Below are 20,939 nucleotides of genomic sequence, written 5' to 3' on the forward strand. Positions count from 1 at the left end.
AAAAAAGCCTCTTGCGGCCGGCGAGACAAAAAGGACAGACTATCAAAGGGATAGGAATTGGCGGCCGGGCGGTGGAGGAGGGTCGCCGGGCACAGCCCGGCAGGGCAGGGGGTCAGGCGCCCTTGTGCAGCACCGTGTCCCGCCGCCAGGCGGCGTCATCGGGCCGGGGGTGGTCGAGGTTGCAGTGGATGCCCCGGGACTCCTTGCGGCTGATGGCGCAGCGGACGATGAGCTCGGCGACCAGGGCAATGTTGCGCAGCTCCACCAGGTCGGCGGTCAGAAGGTAGCTCCGGTAGTGGCTGGCCACCTCGGCGCTGATCGGCGCCAGGCGGCTGTGCGCCAGGGCCAGGCGCTGGTCGGAGCGGACGATGCCGACATAGTTCCACATCAGCCGCCGGATCTGGTCCCAGTTGTGGTTCACCAGGATGCACTCCTCGAGACGCCGGGCCGGGCCGGGATTCCAGTCCACCACCGCCGGCAGCTGGCGGTGGGACAGCCGTGGCCAGTCCGCTTCGACCCGGGCCGCCGCCTGGTCGGCGAAGACCACGGCCTCCAGGAGGGAGTTGGAGGCCAGCCGGTTGCCACCGTGCAGGCCGGTGCAGGCGGTCTCCCCCAGGGCATAGAGGCCCTCCAGGCTGGTCTGGCCGCCAAGATCGGTGACCACGCCCCCGCACATGTAATGGGCTGCCGGCACCACCGGGATCGGCTCCCGGGTGATGTCGATGCCGTAGGCGAGACAGGTGGCGTGGATATGGGGAAAGCGCCGGCGGACAAACTCCGCCGGCCGGTGGGAGATGTCCAGGTAGACGCAGTCGTCGCCGGAGGCCTTCATCTCGGCGTCGATGGCCCTGGCGACGGCATCCCGGGTGGCCAGCTCCCGCCGGGGGTCGTACTTGGCCATGAAGGCCTGGCCCCGCTGGTCCCGGAGGATGGCGCCTTCGCCCCGCACCGCCTCCGAGATCAGAAAGTTCTTGGCACGGGGGTGGTACAGGCAGGTGGGGTGAAACTGCATGAACTCCAGGTTGGCCACCCGGGCTCCGGCCCGCCAGGCCATGGCGATGCCGTCGCCGGTGGCGATGTCCGGGTTGGTGGTATAGAGGTAGACCTTACCGCTGCCGCCGGTGCACAGCACCGTCACCCGGGCCAGATAGGTGGCGATGCCCCCTCCCAGCCGGTCGAGGACATAGGCGCCGAGGCAGACATCGCCGAACCGGCCATCATCCGGCTGCACCCCGGCCCGGGAGCCGATGAGCAGATCCACGGCCAGGCGGTCCTCCAGCACCGTGATGTTGGGGTGCTCACCAGTGGCCCGCACCAGGGCCCGCTCGATCTCCTGGCCGGTGAGATCCCGAGCGTGGACGATGCGCCGGGCGCTGTGGCCGCCTTCCCGGCCCAGATCCAGGCGGTCCGGCTCGTCGTCCCGGACACTGAAGGCGACGCCGATGTCCATGAGCTCCCGGATGCAGGCCGGACCACGCTCCACCACCATCCGGACCGCGTCCTCGTGACAGAGACCGGCGCCGGCAGCCAGGGTATCCTGCACGTGGAGGGCAAAGGAGTCTTCCCGGCTCAGTACCGCCGCCACCCCTCCCTGGGCAAGGTTGGTGGCGCTGGTCACCCGGTCCTTCTTGGTGACAATGGTGACGCGGGCAAACCGTGCCACCTTGAGGGCGAAGGACAGCCCGGCAACGCCGCTGCCGATCACCAGCACATCGGTTTCATGAATCATGGCAAGCCCCGAGCACGCGGCGGCGGGCAGCCTTGACAGCCCGACCGCCGTCCAGTATCACTGGGTCGGTCGCCCGGCCGGGCGACCAGTATCGATTGCGCGCTCCACCATACCGCGAGACCTGTGCCATGGGCAAACCCCAACTGGTCGTCTTCGATTGCGATGGCGTCATGTTCGACTCCCGCCGCGCCAACGAGGTCTATTACAACCAGCTGCTGGCCCACTTCGGCCGGCCGCCCATGAGCCGGGAGGAGTTGGACTTCGTGCACATCCATCATGTCGGGGCGGCGGTGGCGCACATCTTCCGGCACTACCCTGGCGAGGCGGCAGCCGCCGACCAGCATCGCCGCACCCTGGACTACCGGCCGTTCCTCGCCGAGCTGGTCATGGCCCCGGACCTGCCGGCCTTTCTGGCGGCCATCCGGCCCCCGGCCCGCACCGCCATCAGCACCAACCGCACCAGCACCATGGCGGCGATCCTGGAGGAGTTCGGCCTGGCCGGCTCCTTCGACCTGGTGGTCACCGCCCAGGACGTGGCGCGGCCCAAGCCCCATCCCGAGGCCCTGGAGCGGATCCTGGCCCACTTCGACCTCCGGTCCGAGCAGGGCCTCTTCATCGGCGATTCGATCATCGACCAGGAGCACGCCGCCGCCGCCGGCATGCCTCTGGTCGCCTACCGTAACCCGGCTCTGCAGGCCGATTTCCACGTGAGCAGCTTCATGGAGATCCTGGGGCTGCCGGTGTTCGGGTAGAGCGAATATCGAATGTCCAACAAGGAATGTCCAATGTCGAAGGGACCGGCAGGGAACGTCCGGATGGTTGAGGGGCTGTGAAAGGTGAGGTGAGCTATGCAGGTCATTCACGAGATCCTGGTGCCGGCGGCGGATCTGGCCACGGCCAGCCAGCGGGTGCGGCGCTTCTTCGACCAGTACCAGCTGGTGCGCTACGATGCGGCGCAGGTGCGGGCCGAGGCGTCGTGGCCGGCCTCCCGGCCGGAGCTCTGGCAGGCGGTGGACCGGGGCGAGGCCGCCAACCGCCAGGCGGTGGCCAACCTGCTCCGGGATCTCGGCGCCCTGGGGTTGGCTGGCCTGCCCGACTTGGCCAACCTCGAGCAGGGCTATCCCAGTAAGCTCCTCCACACCCTGGCCCATTTCCTGGATGGCTTTTTCGGCGTCGACTCCGCCTTTTACAACCTGGCGGAAGACTCCCACTGGCTGTCCGCCTCCCTCCGGCAGCGGATCGCGGCCGAGCCGGACGGCTATTGGCTGCTGACCGTGGCGGCGACCTTCTGCGGGGTGAGCGCCGACCGTACCGGCCTTCTGCGCGGCCCGGCCGCGGCCCAGACAACCGGCTGCCCGTGACCGGCGCCCGGACTCCGGTCTGATTCCTCATCCGAACCGTTCCCTGCCGGTCCCTTCGATATTGGACATTCCTTGTTGGACATTCGATATTCGTTCTTCTCTTCCCCGTCCGAGGTCTTCATGGTCACCATACCGGAGCTTCTCGCCTTCGCCCGCCGTATCGCGGTGGTGGGCCTGTCCCCCAAGCCGGAGCGGCCCAGCCACCAGGTGGCGCGCTACCTTCTGGCTGCCGGCTTCGAGGTCATCCCGGTCAATCCCGGCCTGGCCTTTGTCCTGGACCGACCCTGCTATCCGAGCCTGGCCGCGGTGCCCGGACCGGTGGACATCGTCGACATCTTCCGGCGGCCGGAGGAGGTGCCGGCCCTTGTCCGGGAGGCGATCCGGATCGGTGCCCGGGCGGTCTGGATGCAGCAGGGCATTGTCCACGCCGCGGCGGCGGCCGAGGCACGGGCTGCCGGACTCATGGTGGTCATGGACCGCTGTCTCAAGGTCGAGCACCAGCGCCTGGCGGCCGGCATCCTGCCAGGCCTGGGCCCGGCTTGACTTCCGGCCGGGCGGCTGGTATGAATGACCGTTTGCCGTCCGGCGGTCCGGGGAGCGCCCGGCAGGGCTGGTGGCAAGGCCGCAACGAGCGGGAGGCCAGTCGCGTGGAGATGCAGGCCCTCAAGGGCTTCAAGGATATCCTGCCCGTCGAGTCGGGCACCTGGCAGGCCATGGAGGCCCGGGCGCGGGAGGTGCTGGCGCGGCACGGCTGCGCCGAGATCCGGGTGCCGCTTCTGGAGAAGACCGAGCTTTTTGCCCGTAGCATCGGCCAGGCCACGGACATCGTGGAAAAGGAGATGTACAGCTTCACCGACCGCAACGGCGAGTCGGTGACCCTGCGGCCGGAGGGGACTGCCTCGGTGCTGCGGGCCTTTGTCGAGCACGGTCTCCACACCGTGCAGGCGGTGCAGCGCCTCTACACCCTGGGGCCGATGTTCCGGCACGAGCGGCCGCAAAAAGGGCGCCTGCGCCAGTTCCATCAGCTGTCGGTGGAGGTGATCGGCTCGGCCAGCCCCTATGTGGATGCCGAGGTCATGGCCATGGCCTGGTCGGTCCTGGCCGCCAACGGCGTGGCGGCGAGCCTTGAGATCAACTCCCTGGGCTGCCCGGGCTGCCGGCCCGCCTACCGGGAGCTCCTGCTCACCTTCCTGAACGACCTGGCCGCCGAGCTGTGTCCTGACTGCCAGCGCCGCCGCAGCACCAACCCGCTGCGGGTCATGGACTGCAAGAGCAGCCACTGCCAGGAGCGCTACCAGGGCCTGCCCAAGATGAAGGACCATCTGTGCGGTGCCTGCCAGGAGCATTTCGTCCGGGTGCAGGGGTCCCTCCAGGCCCTGGGCATTCCCTATGCCGTCAATCCGGCCATGGTCCGGGGCCTCGACTATTATGTGCGCACCGCCTTTGAGCTGGTCACCGATCAGCTCGGCGCCCAGGCGGCGGTGGGCGCCGGCGGCCGCTACGACGGTCTGATCGCGGCCCTGGGCGGCCCGGATCTGCCGGCCATCGGCTTTGCCATCGGCCTGGAACGGCTGGCTCTTCTGGTCGAGCAGGCCGCGGCGGCAGCGGTAAGCCCGCCGGCCCTGGATCTCTTCCTGGTGGGCCTGGGACAGGAGGCCACCGGGCGGCTGATGGCCCTGGCCCACGCGGCCCGCGGTCTGGGGCTGCGGGTGGGCCAGGATTTCGAGGGCCGCAGCCTCAAGGCCCAGCTCAAGCTGGCAGACCGGCTGGGGGCCCGCTGGGTCCTGGTCCTGGGCGACAACGAGCTGCGGCAAGGTCAGGCCCTCATGAAGGAGATGGCCTCCGGCCGGCAGCAGCCGCTGCCGGTGGCGCCGGCGCCCAGGGCCTGGGCAGAAGCCCTTATGCCCCTGTGCCAGCCATCCTCCACGACTCCGGGGCCGATCTGACCCCCTGCCGGTCCCTTTTCCAACCTCGCGATCCGGGAGATCTCCCCATGTTCGATTCCCTGGCTGGGCTCAGGCGGAGCCATTCCTGCAACGACCTCCGGGCCGGGCACGCCGGCGCCCAGGTGGTGCTCATGGGCTGGGTGCTGCGCCGCCGGGACCATGGCGGTGTCATCTTCATCGATCTCCGGGACCGCTGGGGGCTGACCCAGGTGGTGCTCAACCCGGAGCGCAGCCCCGCGGCCCACGCTCAGGCCCACCGCCTGCGCAGCGAGTGGGTGATCGCTGTCCGGGGCACGGTTTGCCCGCGGCCGGCCGGCATGGAGAACCCGAATCTGGCCACCGGCGCCGTGGAGGTGATGGTGGATGATCTCCGTACCCTGAACAGCTCTCTGACTCCGCCCTTTCCCCTGGACGAGGAGGTCGAGATCTCGGAGAGCCTGCGGCTGCGGTACCGCTACCTGGACCTGCGGCGGCCGCAGAGCGCCGCGCCGTTGATCCTCCGCCACCGCACCGCCCAGACCATCCGCCGCTTCCTGGATGGCCACGACTTCCTGGAGATCGAAACCCCGGTCCTCACCCGCAGCACCCCGGAAGGGGCTCGGGACTACCTGGTGCCCAGCCGGGTCAACCCGGGCCGCTTCTACGCCCTGCCCCAGTCGCCGCAGCTTTTCAAGCAGCTGCTCATGTGTGCCGGTCTGGAGCGCTACTACCAGATCGTCAAGTGCTTCCGGGACGAGGATCTGCGGGCGGACCGCCAGCCGGAGTTCACCCAGGTGGACATGGAGCTGTCCTTTGTGGATGAGGCCGAGATCCAAGGCCTCATCGAGGGCATGCTGCAGGCGCTTTTCCGGGAGGTGCTGGGCAGGGAGCTGGCTGCCCCTTTCCCCAGCCTGACGTACGGGGAGGCCATGGCTCGCTTCGGGGTGGACAAGCCCGACCTGCGCTTCGGCCTGGAGCTTGTGGACCTCACCGCCATCGTGACCGACTGCCAGTTGACGGTCTTCCGCAACGCGGTGGCCGCCGGCGGCCTGGTGAAGGCCATCAACGCCAAGGGCGCGGCCCACCTCTCCCGCAAGGACCTCGACGACCTCACCGCCTTCGTCGCGCCGTTCGGTGCCAAGGGCCTGGCCTGGGTCAAGGTCAAGGAGGGCGGTGATTGGCAGTCGCCCATTGCCAAGTTCTTCACCGAAGAGGAGCGGACCGGGATGGCGGCGGCCCTTGGCATGGCCCCGGGCGACCTGGTGCTCTTCGTCGCTGACCAGCCCAAGGTGGTGCACCAGGCCCTGGCCGAGCTGCGCCTGGAGCTGGCCCGCCGTCTCGATCTGGTGGATCGGGGGGCCTTCTCCTTCCTGTGGGTGACCGATTTCCCCATGCTGGAATACGACGGCGACGAGAAGCGCTGGGTGGCGGTGCACCACCCCTTCACCGCGCCTCGGGACGAGGACCTGTCCCTTCTGGCCAGCGACCCTGGCGCGGTGCGCAGCCGGGCCTACGATCTCGTGCTGAACGGCTACGAGGTGGGCGGCGGCAGCATCCGCATCCACCGGAAGGATCTCCAGGAGCAGGTCTTCACCGCCCTGGGCATCGGGGCCGAGGAGGCGGCCGGCAAGTTCGGCTTTCTTCTGAACGCTCTCGAGCTGGGCGCCCCCCCCCACGGCGGCATTGCCCTGGGCCTCGACCGGCTGATGATGCTCCTGGCCGGCAAGGAGAGCATCCGGGACGTCATCGCCTTCCCCAAGACCCAGAAGGCCACCTGTCCCCTGACCGAGGCACCGGCCGCCGTGGCCCGCCGGCAGCTCACCGAGCTGTCCCTGCGGCCGGACTGGGAATGAGCCTGGCGGTGCTGCCGGCCTGGGGGTCGGTTCCGGCCGTGGAGGGCCTATGAGGGACCGGTGGCTGCTCCTGGGGAGCCTGCTGCTCGGTACGCCTTTGTGGCTTGCCCTCTGGCTGGGCGGTTACGCCGTCCTCCCCGGCCCGGGGTCGGCCCAGGAGGTCCGGCGCGTCGTCATCCCGGCGGGGACCGGGCTGCGCGGCATCAGCCGCCTCCTGGCCGAGGCCGGGGTGATCCGACCGGACGTCCGTTTCGCCGTCCTGGCCCGCCTCCGCGGCCAAGCCGGCCGGCTCCAGGCCGGTGTCTACCGCCTGAGCGCCGGCCTGGCACCCGTGGAGGTCCTGGCGGCCCTGGTCCGGGGGGGCACCGCCCGCCAGCCGGTCACCATTCCCGAAGGCCTGACCGCGGCAGCGGTGGCCGATCTTCTGGCCGGCGCCGGCCTGGCGGACCGGGAGCGTTTCCTGGAGCTGACCGGCAGCGACACCCTGGCCCAGGAGCTGGGGATCGCCGCGACGCACCTTGAGGGCTACCTCTTCCCGGACAGCTATGCCCTGGTGCCGGGAATGGACGAGGAGACGATCGTCCGGCTCATGGTCAACCGTTTTGCCTCGGTTTACCAGGACTTGGCTCACCGGTATCCGGGGGCTGCCCTGGACCGCCACGGGGTGGTCACCCTGGCCTCCATCGTCGAAAAGGAGACCGGCCGTGCCCAGGAGCGGCCCCTGGTGGCGGCGGTGTTTCTGAACCGCCTGCGCCTCGACATGCCGCTGCAGGCCGACCCGACGGTGATCTATGGCCTGGAGCGCTTTGATGGCAACCTCACCCGCCAGCATCTCGCCTCCGACTCCCCCTACAACACCTATGTCCATCGCGGCCTGCCGCCAGGCCCCATCGCCAATCCTGGCCGGGCCGCCCTGGAGGCGGTGCTGGCACCCGCCGCGGTGCCCTACCTCTACTTTGTGGCGAAAAACGACGGCAGCCACCAGTTTTCCACCGATTTCGCTGCCCATAGCCAGGCGGTTCGCCGCTACCAGGGCGACAGCCGCCGGCCGTGAGCAGGTCTGATCTCGGGTCGGTCCGGGGCAAAAGAGCTTGACACGGGTAAAAGGCGCACGTTATAAGAGCTTCTAGCTTACGCCCGTAGGGGCGGTTGATTCATCAACACTGGGAGGAGGCAACCGTGGCGAAGAAGCTGCTTGTTCCATTTCTGGTTCTGGCGATGCTGCTGGCTGGTGCGCCCATGACCTACGCTGAGGCCGGTGCCGCCGGCGGTGCCGGCGCGGGGGGTGGCACGGGTACAGGCACAGGAGCGGGCACCGGCGGTGGCACCGGGGCTGGTGCTGGCGCGGGTGGCGGAACCGGTGCCGGCGCCGGTACTGGTGCAGGGGCTGGTGCCGGTGCTGGCGGAGGTGCAGGCGCCGGGGCCGGGGCTGCCGGCGCCGGGGCAGGGGCCGGCGCAGGAGTGGGGGCCGGGGTTGGCGCGGGCGTCGGGCTGGGCGGTGCCACCCTGGGCACGGCGCTGGCGGTTGGTGCGGCGGTGGCGGTGGGTATCACTGCTGCGGCCCTGGCCAGCGACGACGAGACGACCCCCAGCCACACGGCCACCACCCACCACCACTAGACGGTTTCATTCCGGATGTTGCTGCGCACCTCTGCGCAGCGGCCATCCCTGTTGAACAACGACACTGGCTCCGCTCCCGGGTGGGGTCAGTGTCGTTTTTTGTCTTGGCGGAGGATGCATGCTCGGCGGGTCTGGGACTCGGCTAGCCAGCATTCGCAGTCGACTGAGGCCATCGCTTGGCGTTACGTTGCGGTGTATGCCTTTTCAGTGGGGACGTCTTTCCCCAGGGCTCACATCCCTCCTGGTCGCCGTTCTGCTGTCGGCCTCCCCTGCGGACCTCCAGGCTGCATCTCCTCCCGCCATCTACCCCTTCCCGAGCCATGGCGGCGGCAGCGGTCTTCTGGACATGCCCTCCGCCCGCCTGCTGCCGGACTGGACGGTACGGGCCGGCTACACCTGGGCGGATCCGTACGCCACCTATGCCCTGAGCGCCGCGCTTATGCCGTGGTTGGAGGTGAGCGGTCGGCTCACCGAGGTGTCCGGGCTCGGCACCCGTTTCGGAGCCGGGTATGGCGACTACAAGGACAAGGCCATCGATGTCAAGGTGCGCCTTCTGGAGGAATCCGGCGGCCATCCTGCCGTGGCCATCGGCGCTACCGACATCCACGGCACCGGCCTGTTCACCTCGCGCTATCTGGTCCTCTCGCGCCGCCTTGGTGCCCTGGACCTGACCCTGGGCGCTGGCCAGGGCATCCTGGCCGGCGATCAGACCAAGGGGGCCGGCTCGGCAGGTCCGGCCTCGGAAGATGCGGCGGTGGACTTCCTCACCAGCGGAGAAACCCACACCCGCCTCTTCGGCGGCGCCGAGCTTCACCTCACCGAGGAGCTGTCGGCGGTGGGTGAGTATTCCAGCCTGGAGTATGAGACCATGTTCGGCCTGGCCCAGGTGAGCGACCCCGGCAGCAGTCCGCTGAACTTCGGGCTGCGCTACCGCCTGACGCCGCACCTGCTCATGTCCTTGACCGCCCTGCGGGGTGAGCGTCTGGGCTGGTCCCTGGCCGGCATCTGGCCCTTCGAGCCGGAAGGGATGTTGCCCTGGAAGAAACAGCCGTACTGGGTGGCCGACGAGGAGCTCCGCCGCCGGGCGGCGTCGGCGGGCAACGATGAGCTGGCGCTGTTCATCCGGGAGGAGGTGGTGGCGGAGCACTTCTCCAACGTCCAGGTGGCGGTGAGCGACCGGGCGGTCTGGCTGGAGATCGAGAACCCCACCTATCTTTCGGACGTCAAGGCCATGGGGCGGGCGGCCCGCGCCACCCTGTCCATGCTGCCGGAGCGGATCGAGTGGCTCTCGGTGAGCCTCAAGACCAAGAATATCATTTTGGTGACCATGACCATGGGCCGCCAGGACTTTGCGGCCTTTCTCGACAACCGGCTCGACGCGGCAACACTGCTGACGTTTAGTGGGTTGACCACCGACGGCGGGGAGGCGCGGCGGATGTTTTTCTGGCAGGAGCCCAGTGCCTCGCCGCTGACGCCGGAAGGAGGCTCCAGCCTGCTGCGCTACGGCGTGCGTCCCAGCTGGCGCACCCTGCTCAATGATCCTTCCGGATTTTTGAAGAACAACATCGGGCTCGTTTGGCACGCCTCTCTTTTTCCCTGGACGGGCGTTTTGGGCCGGCTGGCTGTGCATACCCCCCTTTACAACAACGTCAGTACCAGCAACCGGGTGGAGGAGCCCAATCCGTCCCGTACCGATTTCGTCTCCTACATGGCGCAGACCGATCTGCGGGTGGAGACCCTGGCCTTCGACCAGGTCGTGGACCTGCCTGGCCACTGGCTGGCCCGGGGGGCGCTCGGCTTCTTCGAGTCAGCCTACGGTGGCTTCGGGGCCGAGATCTTCCGGCTGGCGCCGTCAGGGCGCTGGGGGGCGGGCCTGGAGTCGGAGTGGGTCTGGAAACGGGGGTTGGATCGTGAATTCCACCTGCAAGGCGCCCAGGACTATCGCACCCTTTTTTGCAATCTCTACGGGGCGCTGCTGCCGGCCTACGGGGTTGACCTGGGGCTGAAGGTGGGCCGGTTCCTGGCCGGTGACTGGGGTGGCCGTCTGGATGTCAGCCGCACCTTCCGCCACTTCACCGTGGGCGTCTGGTACTCGATCACCGATACCAGCGGCTTTGTCGCTTCGTACAACCGGGGCTACCACGACAAGGGCATCTACCTCACCATCCCCTTCAGCCTCTTTACCGACCGGGATGTGCCGCGCAAGCTCAGCTACTCGTTGCGGCCCTGGACCAGGGATCCAGGCCAGACGGTGGGCCAGATCAACGCTCTTTACCCCATGGCCAACCGAGGCAACCCCGACACCCTGAGCCGTCACCTCGACGAGCTGCGGGACTGAGCGCTCCGGGACCAGCGGCGGGAAAAGGGGGTTGACAGCCCGGGGGAAAAGCGGTTTTCTTGACCTCTTGTTCACTCCGTTCTTCCGGGAGCCCCATGACCAGCTATCCTGCCTCCTCACCGCCCTATTCCTCCCTGGCCCGCAAGCGGGTGCTGATCACCGGTGGGGCCGGTTTTCTCGGCAGCCATCTCTGTGAGCGCCTGCTGGCCCGGGGCTGCGAGGTGCTGTGTCTGGACAATTTCTTTACCGGCACCAAGGCCAATGTGGAGCATCTGCTCGCCAGCCCCTATTTCGAGATCATCCGCCACGACATCTGCCAGCCGCTCTTTGTCGAGGCGGATGAGATCTACAACCTGGCCTGCCCAGCCTCGCCCATCCATTACCAGTACAACCCGGTGCACACCACCAAGACCTCGGTGATGGGCGCCTTGAACATGCTGGGCCTGGCCAAGCGGGTGCGGGCCCGGATCCTGCAAGCTTCCACCTCCGAGGTGTACGGTGACCCGGCTGTCCACCCCCAGCGGGAGGACTACTGGGGCAACGTCAACCCCATCGGCGTCCGCTCCTGCTACGACGAGGGCAAGCGCTGTGCCGAGACCCTTTTCTTCGATTACCGGCGCCAGCATGACCTGACCATCAAGGTGGCCCGCATCTTCAACACCTATGGGCCGCGGATGCATCCCCATGATGGCCGGGTGGTGAGCAACTTCATCGTCCAGGCCCTCCAGGGCCAGGACCTCACCGTTTATGGTGACGGCCGTCAGACCCGCTCCTTCTGCTATGTGGACGATCTGGTGGAGGGCCTCATCCGGCTCATGGCCACGGACCATGCCGTGACCGGCCCGGTCAACCTGGGCAATCCGGCCGAGTTCACCATTCTGGAATTGGCCGAAAAGGTGCTGGCCATGACCGGCAGCCGGGGGCGGATCGTCTTCCGGCCCCTGCCCAGCGACGATCCCCTACAGCGGCGGCCGGACATCAGCCAGGCCCGGGCAGAGCTGGATTGGCAGCCGCAGGTCGATCTCGACCGCGGTCTCGTGCGGACAATCGACTACTTCCGCTGCCTGCTGGCCGAAGGAACAGCGACGGTCCCATGAACCATATCGTCTTCGTGATCATGGACAGCTGCCGCCACGACACCTTTGTGGCCGCGGCCACCCCCAGTGTGGACGCCTTCGCCGCCGCCAACGGCACCGGGGTGGAGAAGCGCTATTCCTACGCCTCCTGGACCTCACCGGCCCATTACGCCTATCTCATGGGCATGATGCCCCACACCTCCCCCAGAGGGGTGTTTGCCTCCGAGGTCTACAAGGAGGAGTTCAGCAAGTGGGTGGAGCGGATCGGCCAGGAGGGCCTGTCCTTCCGGACCTTTGTGCCGGAGCTTTCCCTGCCCAAGGTGTTGAAGGACCTGGGCTATCGCACCGTGGCCCGGGTCTCCATGCCGGTCCTCAATCCCATGACCTCCATGGCCGTGCATTTCGATGACTACCGGCTCATGGACAGCCACAACGACTTTGCCGGCATGATCGACGGCCTGGACTTCGGGGGCCCGGCGCCGGTGTTCTCGTTCCTCAACCTGGGCGAGACCCATTACCCGTACATGCTCCAGGGTGAGGATCTGCCCCACATCTCCGGCGTGCACGGTGTCTTCAAGCACATGGACGACCTGCTGCGGGACAAGGGCAAGGGGGCGGGACAGCCGGAGGAGAAACGGTTTTTCGATCCCCAGGAGATGGAGCGGCTCCGGCAGCAGCAGGTGCGCTGTGTGGAATACCTGGACGGCCAGTACCGGCGCCTGTTCGGGAAGGCACCGGAAGGCACCCATATCATCATCACCTCGGACCATGGCGAGCTCTTCGGCGAGGACGGCTATTTTGGCCATGGACCGGTGATGCACGAGAAGTGCTTCGAAGTGCCGTTTCTGGAAGGCAAGGTGACCGCTGGCCTCAAGGCGCAGCTGGCGGCCCCCGGCGGTCCGCCTGCCAGGAAGCCCGGCTTTCTGGGCGGGCTGTTTGGCCGTCACTCCTGAGAGGCCACGCTGGAACGGAGGCGGGCCGGGGCGGCCGGCGGCAGGCAGCCCTGTTCACCGGGAGCTCGCGGAGGAACAGAGACTGGCATGCCCGCACCCCGGCCGTCCCCCGCTGGGGGAGGGGGCGCGTGGAGCCAGGGGCGGCGGGGCCGGGCAACGCCTTACTGCAGCGGAGCGAAGACCGGTGGGGGGAACGGTTTCGGCCATGGCGGATCTGGTTCAGCTCGGCCGGCAGCTCGCGGAGTACTTTTCCTTCCGGCCGGAGGTGTTGGCGGTCTACGTGTTCGGTTCGGTGGCCGCGGGCCGGGAGCGTCCTGGCAGTGACGTGGACATCGCCGTCCTGCTCCAGTCCGCAAGGAACCTGGATCGCAAGGCCCTTCTGGACCAGTGGCTGCCTGACCTTTGCCGGTTGCTGCGGCGGGATGTGGACATCCTCGTGCTCAACGACGCCTCGGACGTGGCCCGCATGCAGGTGTTTCGCCGAGGCCGGCTGGTTCTGGCCGTCGATCCCGGCCAGCTGGCCCGCTTCCGGATGACCAGCCTGGTGCAGTACCTGGATTTTCTGCCCCATCTGAGGCGGATGCAGGCGCGGCTCATGGACAGGTTTGCCAGCCATGGTGGATAGGGATCTCGTCTGCGCCAAGGCCGGAGCCATCGCCCGGCATCTCGACCGGGTCCGCAGCAAGCGGGACGTGCCCCTGGACGTTTTTGTGGCTGACCTGGACCGTCAGGAAAGCGTCCTTTTCAACTTGCAAATGGCGGTGCAGGGGTGCATCGACCTGGCAGCCCACCTGGTGAGCGACCTGGATCTTGGGGTGGCCGGCAGCACGAGTGAGCTCTTCTATCTGTTGGAGCGGGAGGGGATCCTCGATCCGGCCCTCGTGGAGCAGATGGTACGGGCCGTGGGGTTCCGCAACCTGCTGGTGCACGAATACGCTCGCATCGACCTGGGCCAAGTCCATCGCATTGCCCAGGACGTGGTCGCCACCCTCGAGAGTTTTCTGGCCGTCATTGGCGGGCGTTGGCTGTGAACTTCTCGGGGGAGCGGCATGTCTGTCAGCCGAGGTAGCCCAAACGACCTGGGGCACAGAGCACTCCGCACGGCCCTGCGGAGCCCCGGCGTGCCGGCAAAGCGGGCGGCTCTGGATCTGCCGGCTCTTCAAGGCCATGTGCTGAGGATCTTTCAGCCCTTCGCTCCGGAGCTGATCATCCTTTGTGGCTCCCCTGGCCCGGGAGGACTGGGACGAGTTCAGTGACGTCGACCTCGTCGTTGTGTGCCAGACGGGCAAACGTTTTCTGGACCGCCTTGGGGCGCTTTATCTGCGCTGGGATCTGCCATCCTGAGGCCGGCGGAGCGGATGGCCTCCCTGCGGCAAGTCCTTTCCGCCATGGCCCAGCCGGCCGCGCCTTGTATTGTCCATCATGGTCGGGGAGAAACGCCATGCATCGTGCCACCCCTCGTCGTCTTCGCTGTGCCCGTCAGAAGGGCTTTTCCCTCATCGAGCTTCTGGTGGTTATCGTCATCCTGGGGATGCTGGCCTCTCTGGTGGGGCCCCGTCTCTTCGGCAAGCTGGGCATGGCCAAGCAGAAGACGGCCAAGACCCAGATCGAGATGCTGATGACGGCCCTGGACGCTTACCGGCTGGACGTGGGCAGCTATCCGTCCCAGGGCGAGGGCCTGGAGGCCCTGGTGAGAAACCCGGGCAGTGACCGCTGGACTGGGCCGTATCTGGCCAAGGATCTGCCCCGGGATCCCTGGGACCGCGGCTACCACTACCAGAACCCCGGCGAGCATGGCGAGGTGGATATCTTTTCCTACGGCAACGACGATCGGCCTGGAGGCGATGGCGAGGATGCCGATGTCGGCAGCTGGCAGTGAGTAGGGTATCCCGACGCCTTTCCCGGCGGGGCACCCTTCGAGATGATCGGCCGGCAGCAGGCCGAACGGGCTCTGGCTGCAGCTGAGGCGGTCTTCGCCATCGTTTGTGCCCGCCTGGACAAGGATGGGCTCACCCGCAGGTGATCTGAGCGGTCCGCAAGGATGCTCGGAGAGCCGGGTGCGGTGGCAGGGGGAGGGGTACCGGCGCTGGAATGGAACTGCTTGACCGGGTCGAGCGACTGATCGCTCAGGCTGAAAACAGCGGCGTCGAATTCAAGTCCGCCGGAGCGCATCCGGACTCGCTGGCCCGCGAACTGGTCGCCTTTGCCAACTCCCAGGGGGGAACCATCCTGCTCGGCATCGATGATGCTGGCAGGGTCGAGGGGCTGGATGACTCACGCTCATGGGAGGAGTGGATCGCCAACATCGCGCGCCAGAACGTGGTGCCACCCCTGTCGCCGACGTACCAGGAGGTGGTCTGGCAGGGGAAGCGTCTGGCGGTCATCGATGTCCCCAAGGGCAAGGAAAGGCCCTACCAGACCAGCCGTAACCTCTTCCTGGTGCGGGTGGGATCCACGAGCCGGGCGGCATCTCAGGGGGAGCTGATGCGCCTGTTTCAGCAGGCAGGCGTCTTCCATTACGATCTGACCGGGGTCGAGAAGACCGGTATCCGGGATCTGAACCTGGCCAAGATCGCGGTCTATTTTCAGCGTTACGACATCGATCTTGCCCAGGAAGAAGACCCTGCGAGCCTGTTGCGCAACACCGACATCCTCACCGAGACTGGCGAGGCGACGGTGGCCGGCCTTCTGGTCTTTGGCATCCAACCGCAGCGCCACCTGCGGAACAGCAGCATCAGCTTCGCCCACTATGCCGGTCGCCGGCCGGATGCCGAGCTGGTGGACCGCCAGGTCATCGAAGGGAACCTGGATTACCAGGTGGATACGGCGCTGGCAGTGATCCGGAACAACCTCCGACAGCCCTCGGTCATCGAAGGGGCACAGCGGCGGGAGCTGGAGCCAACCTATCCGGACAAGGTCTTTCGGGAGCTTCTGGTCAACGCCTGCGTGCACCGCAATTATGCCATTGCCGGCTCCCGGACCCGGGTGCTGCTGTTCGACGACCGGCTGGAGGTCATCAGCCCGGGTCGGCTGCCCAACACCGTCACCGTCGAAAAGCTTCGCCGGGGGGTTTCCTATGCGGTCAACCCGGTGATCGTCAAGTTCATGGAGAACCTGCGGTACATCGACAAGCTTGGACCTGGCCTGCCCATGGTCTGCCAGGAGGCCGAAAGACGGGGGCGCCAGGTCGCCATGGCCGAGGTGGGCGAGGAGTTCCAGGTGGTGTTGCCGATGTGATGACTCCTGAATCCAAAACGTATGTCTATTCCTGGCTTCGAAATTGCGTCGATCCCGCCGGCGAAGATAGCCGAATACATACTCTCGTTACGCCATCCGGTCGGGAAAGCGAAGGCCAAGTTTTTCCGTTCTCACGGGTATTCTGACGAAAACACACAGATTTTCGCCGAGGATCTCCGCCGTATCGCCGCCGTGGGGCGGGTCGTCGAACAGGAGAGCACACCATACGGGATGAAGTATGTCATCGAAGGCTCTATAGTTACCCCGAGAAGCACAACCATCGTGGTGAGAACCGTCTGGTTCGCCGATCGTGAAGGCGGTCCGCCGCGATTTGTAACCGCTTATTATCCCGGAGGAGAACGAAGATGATTCAAGAACTGGATACGGTGGTTTTGGCGCACGATATCGAGGAGCACGGGCTGAGCACTGGCGACATCGGGGCGGTCGTGCTGTCCCATAGCGACGGAGAGGCGTTCGAGGTGGAGTTCGTGACGGGCGAAGGCCAAACGGTTGCGGTTCTGACTCTCCGAGCACAAGAAATACGACCTATGCAAGCTCACGAAATTCTCCACGCACGTCAACTCGCGGCATAGCTGTTCGCCCATCGGATATCGGCGTTGCGAAAAACTCGGCCGCGACAGGCACGAAGCCTTGGATGAGGCTATGCGTCATGGGTATTCCAGGGAAGGCCTACCGTGCGACCCGGGAGGAGAAGACCAGGATCCGTGCCGCCCTTGCCGCGGCCCTGGAGGCGCGGCCGGAGATCCGCTTCGCCTGGTTGCACGGCTCGTTCCTGGGCGATCTGGCCTTTCACGATATCGACGTCGCGGTCATCACGGCTGGCCGGCCGGACAACCCGTTGCTCCAGGCCGCCCAGCTGGCCGGAGCCCTCGGCGAGCTGGCCGCTTATCCGGTGGACGTGCGCATCGTCAACGAGGCGCCAGTGTCCTTTCTGTTCTCGGTGATCCGCGGCGAAATCCTCGTGGACCGGGACCCGGAGGAGCGCTGCCGTTTTGCGGAGGAGGTGGCCAGGCGCTACCTGGACATCAAGCCGATTTTAGTGCAGGCCACCCGGGAGGCCTTCGGCCGTGCCCCTTGACCCGGAGCTGGTCCGGACCCGATGCCAGGAGATCACCGACTCCGTTGCCCGCCTGCAACGGATCGGTGTCGAGCCGCTGGAGCGCTTCCTGGCCGATGCGGATCTTCAGGACATCGCCTGCTACCGGCTGCAGATCGCCATTGAGGCGGCGCTGGCCCTCTGTTACCATGTTGCGGCCCGCCGGCTGCGTATCGTGCCCGAGGACTATGCCGCCTGCTTTCGCGCTTTGGCTGTCCACGGTCTTCTGCCCGGGGACCTGGCTGAGCGGCTGCAAAGAATGGCGCGGCTCCGCAACCTCCTGGTGCACATGTACTGGAAGGTGGACTACCGGATGATTCGTGATATCATCCAGCGGCACCTTGGCGATCTGGCGCAGTTCGTGGACCTGATCGTTGACCTGGGCTGAGCCTGAGCCCCTGTAGGCCCCCCCTCGGCGCCGGACCCGGGGGGCAGACTCTCTCCCGCTAAGGGAGGGGGCAAAACATCCCGGCATCGAGTTTGTAGGCCTCCTCCCTCCAGCGGGAGCTGATGTCGGAACGGTTGGACCTGGAACAAGAACACCAACGGAGTGTTGAGCTTGAAGCACGCGATCGTATCTTCATGGGGGAGCCGACTAGCCACCCTCGTCGTGGCATGGCTGCTACTGGCCGCCAGCCCCGCAGGGGCCCAGGAGGGCGCTGCCGCCATCGCCCAGTCACCGGCGGTACAGGCCGCGGTGGCCTCCGGCCAAGTGACCCCGGCCCAGGTGCAGCAGGGCCTGCAGATGCTGGAAAGCGGGCAGATCAGCCCCGAACAGGCGGCAGCTGCTCGGGAGCGGTTGGCCCACGGCACCCTCACCCCCGCCGAGATCGAGACCGGTCGCCGGCTCCTGGAAGGCGCGCGGCAGTCCGAGACCGCGAGCGGGGCGGCTCCCGATGCCACGGGCGGCGAAGCCGGACCGGAGCAGCAGCGGGCGCCGGAGGGCATCGTAGCCGGGCAGCCGGCCTTTGCCCAGCGGATGTTCGGTCCGGCTGCCAAGGGTCTCACCATCTTCGGCCAGGATCTCTTCTCCCGGCCGGCCGAGACCTTCTCGCCCCTGCGGGATGTGCCGGTGTCCGAGGACTATGTGGTCGGCCCTGGCGACGCCATCAAGGTGATCATGTGGGGCCGCCTGGAAGGCAGCTACGAGCTGGAGGTGACCCCGGAGGGGGAGATCAACTTCCCGAAGCTGGGCACCCTGAGTGTCGCTGGCCTCACCTTGCGGGAGGTCAAGGCCCTCATCAGCCAGCAGGCGGAGAGCATCACCGGCGTGTCGGTGAGCGTCTCCATGGGCAAGCTGCGCACCATCCAGGTCTTCGTTCTGGGCGAAGTGAAGCGGCCGGGACTGTACTCCGTGAGCGCCCTGGCCACGGCGGTGCACGCCTTGCTCGCCGCCGGCGGTCCTACGCCCCTGGGCTCCCTGCGGGGCCTGGAGCTGAAGCGCAACGGCGAGATTACCAGCCGCATCGATCTCTACCGCTTCCTCCAGCGGGGCGACATCAGTGACGACACCCGTCTCATGGCAGGCGACGTGGTGTTTGTTCCGGCGGTGGGCCCCCTGGTGGCGGTGACCGGCAACGTCAAGCGGCCAGGCATCTACGAGATGCAAGGTGAGCGAACCCTGCAGGGGGTGCTGGCCCTGGCTGGCGGCCTGGCGCCCCGGGCCTACAACCAGCGGCTGCAGATCGAGCGGGCCTTCGCCAACCAGCAGGAGATCATCCTCGACATCCCGTACGACACGGTGGAGAAGCAGCAGCCGGTGCCCGTGGCGGACGGCGACGTGGTCAAGGTCTTCTCCCTCATGCCGGTTGCCGCCAACGCCGTGACCCTGATCGGCAACGTGGCCCGGCCGGGCGAGTACGCCTTCCGGCCCGGCCTGCGGGTGCGGGATGTGCTGCCGGACGTGGAGAGCCTGCTGCCAGACGCCCATTACTCGTATGCCCTCATCAAGCGCTACCACTTGCAGGACATGAGCACCGAGCTCATCCCTTTCGACTTGGGTGCTCTCCTGGCAGGGGTGCCGGGCAGCCACAACATCGCCCTCCAGCCCATGGATGAGATCCATGTCTTTTCGAAATGGGCCTTCGAAGACAAGCCCAAGGCCCTTATCGAGGGGGAGGTGCGGAAGCCCGGCAGCTACCCGGTGGAGCGGATGCGGGTCAAGGATCTCATCCAGAAAGCCGGCAGCCTCACCGAGACCGCCTATCTTGCCAAGGCCGAGCTGATCCGCACCGACGAGGCCCAGAGACAACACACCCTGTACTTCGACGTTGCCGCTGCCCTGGCCGATGATCCCCAGCACAACTTGGCCGTGCAGAACCTGGATCGGGTGCGGATCCATTCGGTGTGGGAGGAGCGCTGGCAGGAATTCGCCAGCATCGATGGCGAGATCAAGGAGCCCAAGGCCTATCCCCTCACCCAGGGCATGCGGGTCAAGGACTTGGTCTTCAAGGCCGGCGGCTTCACTCGGGATGCCTCCATGACCACCGGCCATCTCTATCGTACCGACTGGCGCACCAAGGAGGTGACCATCCTCACCTTCGAGCTGGACAAGGCCCTGGCCGGCGATCCGGACTACAACCTCATCCTCCAGGATTTGGACCGGGTGGTGGTTCACAGTGTCTGGGAATACAAGGAGCACCATACCGTGCAGGCCAAGGGCATGCTGAACAAGCCCGGCTCCTATCCCTATGCCGCCAATATGACCGTCCGCGACCTGGTACTGGTGGCCGGCAGCCCCCGAGAGGCTGCCTATCTGGACCGCGCCGAGATCGTCCGCTACCGGATCGTCGACGGCCGCCAGGTGGAGACATCCCTCGTCGAGATCAACCTCCGCCAGGCCCTGGCGGGCGACTTGCGGCACAATATCGCCTTGCAGCCCTGGGACGTGCTCACCGTCAAACGGATCCCGGAGTGGGGCGAGACCGCCGAGGTGCGGATCTCTGGGGAGGTGAATTTCCCAGGCTCCTACACCATCCGCAAAGGGGAACGATTGAGTTCCCTCATCGAGCGGGCGGGCGGCTTCACGCCCCTGGCCTACTTCCGGGGCGCCCGCTTTACCCGGGAATCGGCCCGGGTCCAGCAGCAGGAGCGCATGAGTGAGCTGGTGGATCGCCTGGCCGGTGAGCTGGCCCGGGGCGCCACCCAGGAACTCACCGAGACCCTGACCAAAGAGGATATCGAGGCCGAGAAGCAGACCATGGACGCCCAGCGCACCCTCATCGAGCGGCTGCGCAGGATCAAGGCCACCGGCCGTGTTGTCATGAAGCTGGCCCCCGGACCGGGGTTTGCGGACAGCGAGTTTGACGTGCTCCTGGAAGACGGCGACGATCTGCATGTACCGCCGGTCCGCCGTACTGTGGCCGTCCTGGGCGAGGTCTACAACCCCACCACCCTGATTTGCGGCCTGGAGGGCACCACCATTACCGTGGCCCTGGGCCAGACCGGCGGGCCCACCAAGTACGCCGAAGAGGACGAAATCTATGTCATCCAGGCCGACGGCTCGGTGCATGGCAAGAGACAACGCGGCTACGTGACTACCGTCTTCTCCAGCTTCGAGGACCGGCCTCTCTATCCCGGCGACACCCTGGTGGTACCACCGAAGCTCATCCACACCAGCCTGAAGCGGGACATCAAGGACGTCACCTCCATCCTCTATGAGATGGCGGTGGCGGCTGGCATTGTCATCACTCAGGTGTTCGATTGATGCAGCCAGCGCCATTGCTATCCT

The 20,939-nt window shown here is 66.8% G+C and carries 20 protein-coding genes; 19 read left to right on the plus strand and 1 reads right to left on the minus strand.

All coding sequences use genetic code 11. The features are described 5' to 3' along the window. Positions 1-112 precede the first annotated feature (112 nt). Complete coding sequence (gene nadB, locus AB1634_03510) at positions 113-1,729, minus strand: L-aspartate oxidase (protein ID MEW6218585.1); 1,617 nt, start codon at positions 1,727-1,729, stop codon at positions 113-115. Positions 1,730-1,857: 128 nt separating this feature from the next. On the opposite strand from nadB, the gene AB1634_03515 reads away from it, so the two are divergent. The 19 genes from AB1634_03515 to AB1634_03605 all read left to right on the plus strand — a co-directional run bounded on the left by AB1634_03515 (position 1,858) and on the right by AB1634_03605 (position 20,915). Continuing rightward, on the plus strand, positions 1,858-2,481 hold the full coding sequence (locus AB1634_03515) for an HAD family hydrolase (GenBank protein MEW6218586.1): 624 nt from the start codon (positions 1,858-1,860) through the stop codon (positions 2,479-2,481). Between the two features lie 96 nt (positions 2,482-2,577). Then, complete coding sequence (locus tag AB1634_03520; protein ID MEW6218587.1) at positions 2,578-3,090, plus strand: hypothetical protein; 513 nt, start codon at positions 2,578-2,580, stop codon at positions 3,088-3,090. 120 nt (positions 3,091-3,210) lie between these two features. Further along, positions 3,211-3,633, plus strand: coding sequence for a CoA-binding protein (locus tag AB1634_03525; protein ID MEW6218588.1), 423 nt, complete (start codon positions 3,211-3,213; stop codon positions 3,631-3,633). A 20-nt stretch (positions 3,634-3,653) separates the two neighbouring features. Then, the gene (gene hisS / locus AB1634_03530; protein ID MEW6218589.1) at positions 3,654-5,036 is read left to right on the plus strand and encodes a histidine--tRNA ligase; all 1,383 of its coding nucleotides are present in this window, start codon (positions 3,654-3,656) and stop codon (positions 5,034-5,036) included. A 47-nt stretch (positions 5,037-5,083) separates the two neighbouring features. Then, complete coding sequence (aspS, locus tag AB1634_03535; GenBank protein MEW6218590.1) at positions 5,084-6,868, plus strand: aspartate--tRNA ligase; 1,785 nt, start codon at positions 5,084-5,086, stop codon at positions 6,866-6,868. Between the two features lie 49 nt (positions 6,869-6,917). After that, positions 6,918-7,922, plus strand: a complete 1,005-nt coding sequence (mltG, locus tag AB1634_03540; GenBank protein ID MEW6218591.1) for an endolytic transglycosylase MltG — start codon at positions 6,918-6,920, stop codon at positions 7,920-7,922. 125 nt (positions 7,923-8,047) lie between these two features. Beyond that, entirely contained in the window at positions 8,048-8,488 is a 441-nt protein-coding gene (locus AB1634_03545) for a hypothetical protein (protein MEW6218592.1), read from the plus strand. Positions 8,489-8,684: 196 nt separating this feature from the next. After that, on the plus strand, positions 8,685-10,826 hold the full coding sequence (locus AB1634_03550; GenBank protein MEW6218593.1) for a YjbH domain-containing protein: 2,142 nt from the start codon (positions 8,685-8,687) through the stop codon (positions 10,824-10,826). 95 nt (positions 10,827-10,921) lie between these two features. Next, positions 10,922-11,923, plus strand: a complete 1,002-nt coding sequence (locus AB1634_03555; GenBank protein ID MEW6218594.1) for a UDP-glucuronic acid decarboxylase family protein — start codon at positions 10,922-10,924, stop codon at positions 11,921-11,923. Further along, entirely contained in the window at positions 11,920-12,855 is a 936-nt protein-coding gene (locus AB1634_03560) for a metalloenzyme (protein MEW6218595.1), read from the plus strand. Before AB1634_03555 ends, AB1634_03560 begins: the two co-directional genes overlap by 4 nt. Before the next feature lie 205 nt (positions 12,856-13,060). Next, a complete protein-coding gene (locus AB1634_03565; protein MEW6218596.1) occupies positions 13,061-13,480 on the plus strand; it encodes a nucleotidyltransferase domain-containing protein in 420 nt (139 codons plus the stop codon). After that, positions 13,470-13,886 carry a DUF86 domain-containing protein gene (locus AB1634_03570; protein MEW6218597.1) on the plus strand — a complete coding sequence of 139 codons (417 nt, stop codon included), beginning with the start codon at positions 13,470-13,472 and terminating at the stop codon, positions 13,884-13,886. Before AB1634_03565 ends, AB1634_03570 begins: the two co-directional genes overlap by 11 nt. A gap of 410 nt (positions 13,887-14,296) precedes the next feature. Further along, positions 14,297-14,734: a type II secretion system major pseudopilin GspG gene (gene gspG, locus AB1634_03575; GenBank protein MEW6218598.1), complete on the plus strand. Its 438-nt coding sequence runs from the start codon at positions 14,297-14,299 to the stop codon at positions 14,732-14,734. 212 nt (positions 14,735-14,946) lie between these two features. Further along, positions 14,947-16,092 carry an RNA-binding domain-containing protein gene (locus AB1634_03580; protein ID MEW6218599.1) on the plus strand — a complete coding sequence of 382 codons (1,146 nt, stop codon included), beginning with the start codon at positions 14,947-14,949 and terminating at the stop codon, positions 16,090-16,092. A 21-nt stretch (positions 16,093-16,113) separates the two neighbouring features. Continuing rightward, positions 16,114-16,461, plus strand: coding sequence for a DUF6883 domain-containing protein (locus AB1634_03585; GenBank protein MEW6218600.1), 348 nt, complete (start codon positions 16,114-16,116; stop codon positions 16,459-16,461). After that, positions 16,458-16,685, plus strand: coding sequence for a DUF4926 domain-containing protein (locus AB1634_03590; protein ID MEW6218601.1), 228 nt, complete (start codon positions 16,458-16,460; stop codon positions 16,683-16,685). Before AB1634_03585 ends, AB1634_03590 begins: the two co-directional genes overlap by 4 nt. A gap of 77 nt (positions 16,686-16,762) precedes the next feature. Then, complete coding sequence (locus AB1634_03595) at positions 16,763-17,191, plus strand: nucleotidyltransferase domain-containing protein (protein MEW6218602.1); 429 nt, start codon at positions 16,763-16,765, stop codon at positions 17,189-17,191. Next, complete coding sequence (locus AB1634_03600) at positions 17,181-17,597, plus strand: DUF86 domain-containing protein (protein MEW6218603.1); 417 nt, start codon at positions 17,181-17,183, stop codon at positions 17,595-17,597. The genes AB1634_03595 and AB1634_03600 overlap by 11 nt, the downstream gene beginning before the upstream one ends. A gap of 222 nt (positions 17,598-17,819) precedes the next feature. Further along, positions 17,820-20,915, plus strand: a complete 3,096-nt coding sequence (locus tag AB1634_03605; GenBank protein MEW6218604.1) for an SLBB domain-containing protein — start codon at positions 17,820-17,822, stop codon at positions 20,913-20,915. Positions 20,916-20,939 lie beyond the last annotated feature (24 nt).

It is taken from the genome of Thermodesulfobacteriota bacterium, assembly GCA_040755095.1.
Classification (GTDB): Bacteria; Desulfobacterota; Desulfobulbia; order Desulfobulbales; family JBFMBH01; genus JBFMBH01.